Genomic DNA, 3,939 nt, shown 5'->3' with positions numbered 1-3,939 from the left:
GCTGCTCTTCGTCGTTGATCAGGACAAAAAAGCTGCCTTTGTCATCGTCGAACGGGTTAGTACTCACCGAACCTCCATAGTTTCGCTTGGCATGGGTCGAACACTTCGCTGCACTAGCCATATCGGCCAGTTGCTCTAGGGCATGGGCTGACAACGGTCCCGGCCCGTTGCATGACCCAAAGCGTTATGCGTTTCAAACCCGCTGTCTGGCTTATTAAGCCGGGTCGCGTAGTCAATACGCGCACATAGAGTGGTGGCCACAAACCAACAGAGTGGCGTGCGTCGTGACAGGCAAACGCTCACCGAAGACGCGCGTGCTAGCGCGGATTGCCCTCTGCAACAGTGTGTTTCGTCGAGTGTGTCGGCTTTGGCCGGCTACGCAGGGGCTCGAACCTCAGCCGCGACGTCCATGACGGCCGTTGCTGGACATTGCGTACGGCGGGCTGAACTCGTCATTTGCCCTCGGACTGTGCCACATTGGTGTGGGCGAGCCGGTGCCGCCTGCTCTTTGCCTACGGGCATCGCATGATCCGCTAGGGACATCCGACACCCTCGGGGCTGCGACAAGCAGTCTCGTCGGCGTTAAGTAGACACGTAACCGGCTGCGGGTTACAGTTCCCCGGAGTCGATGGCTTTCTTGACTTCCTGCGCGTGGGCCACCTGCGCGGCGGTGTACCCGATCAGCAGCGCCACCGCGTTGAGCAGCACCACTACCCCTGCCAGCCACAGCATTCCGTAGGTGTAGCCGCGGTCCAGCGCATGCAACTGAGCGGCGTTCATGGACTTCACAGGGCCGAGAGTGCCGCCCAGGGATAGCGTGCGCGACGTGATGGCGGCCTGGACGATGACCAAAACCAGTGGTCCGCCCAAGGTCTGCAGCATCACTGAAATCGCTGACGTGGGCCCGATGCGGTCGAAGCCGACGCTGGCGATCACCGATAGCGTGAGCGGGACGAAGATCGCGCCGAGACCAGTAGCGCCAATGAGGAGCGGCAACACAAGATTCGGGAAGTATGAAATTTTGGCGTTGAGTGTCGCGCCGTACAGCGCCGCGACCAGAATCAAACTGCCGCTGGCGATCACCACCCCCCGCGGCGGGAACCACATCACCAGCTTCGACGCCATACCCACCCCGATGGCCACCCCGATGCCGAACGGAATGAAGGCGATGCCGGCGCGTAGCGGACTGTAGCCCATGATGGTCTGCACGTACAGGCCGACTAGCACGGTCAGGGTGAAAAACACTCCACCGGCAAGAAACGTCACCGCGAACGCGGCCAGGCGGTTGCGGTCGAAGAACAAGTTGAACGGCACGATGGGGTTCTCGGCGGTGCGCTCCACTACGACGAACGCTACGAAAGCGGCTAGAGCCACCAAGCCTGAACCGATCGTGGTGGCCGACCGCCAACCCACTTCCGGACCCATAGAGAGGCCGAACACGGCGGCGGTACAGGCCAAAGTGGCCAGTACAGCCCCTGTGGCGTCGAGCTTCATCCGCTCCTTCTGCGTTTCCTGCCGCGTGAGGACCGCCAAGTAGATAACCGCCAGCCCGATCGGTACGTTCACCAAAAACGCCAGCCGCCACGACACGTCGGTGAGCGCCCCGCCCACGACCAGGCCTAGCACCCCGCCGAGACCGGTCATCGCGCCGAGAACCGCAGTCGCGGTATTGCGTGTCGACCCCTTCGGGAACGTGGTCGCTATCAGCGCCAAATTGGTCGGTGCGATGATAGCGGCGGCCGCGCCGTGCAGCAGCCGCGCCGATATCAACGTGCTTCCGTCCCAGGCGATGCCGCACAACGTCGAAGCGAAAGTGAACAGCGCGACCCCGACGATGAAAGCGCGCTTGCGGCCGACAGTGTCACCCAGGCGGCCACCCAGCAGCATCAGGCCACCAAAGGTCAGCATGTAGGCGGTAATCACCCAGCTCCGCCCGGCGTCCGACAGGCCCAGCTCGTTCTGGATCCTGGGGAGTGCGAAGATCGCGACGGGGCCGTCCATCGCCACCATCAGCTGCATGCCGCCGATCGCGATGATCACCGCGAACCGGCGCGACCGCAGCAAAGCCGGAACGCGTCTCTTCGTAGGATGGAGCGTGGTCGGTTCGGTAGACATCTTCAAACCGCTACTTCGCCTGGGCGCCCTGATTGACGAGGGCCTCGAAACGCTTTTCCCAGCGAAGATAGTTGCCGGCGAGGCCGGTAAGAGGCACGAAGGGCATCGCAATCACCGACGTGAACACCGCGTTCACCACATTCGCCGGGAAGCGCATCGGGCGCATGATGTCGACAAAAAGGACCACCCGGACGCCGTCCGTCCGGTTCCACGCCTCGTGCTCGAAGGTGTCGTCGAAGATCATCACCTTGCCCTCCTGCCAGTTACGGGTCTGCGATCCGACTCGGATGGCACACATATCGGCCGGCTCGGGAATGAGCAGCGCGAGGTGAAGGCGGAGCACACCCTTCCAAGGACCACGATGTGGCGGCAGGTGCTTGCCAGGCGCGAGGATGGAAAAGAACGCGGTCTTCATGCCCGGTATCTGCTTGAGCAGCTTGGTCGTTTCCGGACAGCGGCGGCAATTCCCCCGCGCCTTGAGACCGTAGGCGTAAAAGAAGAACGTTTTCCAGCCGTCATCTTGGGTGAGCGCCTTCTGGGCCGGCTGGAGTTCCTGGAAGGCTGGGATATTGGCTGCATAAGGTAGAAGCGCATCGAGCTCGGCACGGACCTTGCGCCAGTCAGACTCGACCGCCTCAACCCAGGGGAAGTCCTTGGGATCGAAAAACTCATGGTCGCCGTGCGTCGAGGCGCGACCGATGAAGTTTTCAAACTTGAAGAACGCATTCTGTATGAACTGGTAGAGCCAGATGCGCGTTCGCAACAAAACTCCTTGCGGCGGCGTCGCGCTCTCCACAACGCGACCGAACAAATCCTTCTCGATTTTTTGCATGGAGCCTAGCCCCTCTCTGAGTGTGATATCAATCTTGCCCAAATCCGGGAAAGCATTGTTGCTGCATCATTCTATGCACGCACCTTCGGTTTCTAATAGCAGTCTGAGTTGTTGGCCATACAGGGTGAGCGATTCGGTACTCATCATTTCTTGATGCACACAGTCGACCAGATAGTCGTTAATGTCGCCGGTGACATAAGGTCGCCAATCCTGCATACTCTGATCGCCCTCGTCCGGCCTCGCGGAGAACGTGATCACGTCACCATTGAAGACACCGGGTTCGTGGGCTCGCGCCAACGCGATATTCGTCTCGTCGTTTCGAACAATCAGATCGAGCAGCGGCTTGTATAGGGGAAAGTCGACAATCCCTCGCTCACGAAGCAGTTCTTCTACCCGCTCATAGGTCAGCGGCGCATCCTGATCGGGAATATCTACACGACAGAACCGCAAGACTTCTTCAAGTGCTTTCTCGACTAAAGTAGCGCTATTCGGGACATCGCTGCTTTCGTTGATGAGTAAAGCGTCGAGAAGGATGAGGTGTGCGACCGCGTATCCGCGTCGCTGAAGCTCGACGGCAATTTCATGGGCGACGACACCTCCAAAAGACCAACCGAGAAGTTTGTAGGGTCCGTTAGGATCAACCTCTTGGATCCGGTCGGCATAGGTTTTCGCCATCTCGAGGATCGACGCAGGTTCGGCTTCGCCATTTTGCGGGGTTTGTTGAATTCCAATGAGCGGGCAATCCAGATAATTGCCCAGCGCGTGATACGGCCAAACCAGCCCACTCGCGGGATGAATGCAAAACAGCGGAAGACCGGCGCCCTGCTTGAGGAACTCAACAGGGACGACATCCACCTCGCTGGCGGCTTGGCCCAACTGCTGGCTCAAGCTTCTCACCGATGGCGCCTGGAATAAGGTGCGCACCGCGAGGTGCGCATTCAGGGCGCTGTTGACGCCGGCGATGACTCGCATTGCGGATAGTGAGTCTCCGC

3 protein-coding genes and 1 pseudogene are annotated in these 3,939 nt (G+C 60.1%); all 4 read right to left on the bottom strand.

Going from position 1 to position 3,939, the window contains the following annotated elements; genetic code table 11:
* Nucleotides 1-67, bottom strand: a pseudogene (locus BST14_RS29925) (MbtH family NRPS accessory protein); the annotation flags it as partial.
* Between the two features lie 542 nt (nucleotides 68-609).
* On the bottom strand, nucleotides 610-2,121 hold the full coding sequence (locus BST14_RS27540) for an MFS transporter (protein ID WP_438502213.1): 1,512 nt from the start codon (nucleotides 2,119-2,121) through the stop codon (nucleotides 610-612).
* 4 nt (nucleotides 2,122-2,125) lie between these two features.
* Nucleotides 2,126-2,947 carry an aspartyl/asparaginyl beta-hydroxylase domain-containing protein gene (locus BST14_RS27535; RefSeq protein ID WP_083067426.1) on the bottom strand — a complete coding sequence of 274 codons (822 nt, stop codon included), beginning with the start codon at nucleotides 2,945-2,947 and terminating at the stop codon, nucleotides 2,126-2,128.
* A 66-nt stretch (nucleotides 2,948-3,013) separates the two neighbouring features.
* Nucleotides 3,014-3,939, bottom strand: a 926-nt coding sequence (locus BST14_RS27530; protein ID WP_245845798.1) for a thioesterase domain-containing protein, incomplete at its 5' end; no start/stop codon positions are given.

Source organism: Mycobacterium arosiense ATCC BAA-1401 = DSM 45069 (genome assembly GCF_002086125.1).
GTDB lineage: Bacteria > Actinomycetota > Actinomycetes > Mycobacteriales > Mycobacteriaceae > Mycobacterium > Mycobacterium arosiense.
Note: the sequence above shows the minus strand (reverse complement) of the source record. Positions and strands in the feature narration are given on the sequence as shown.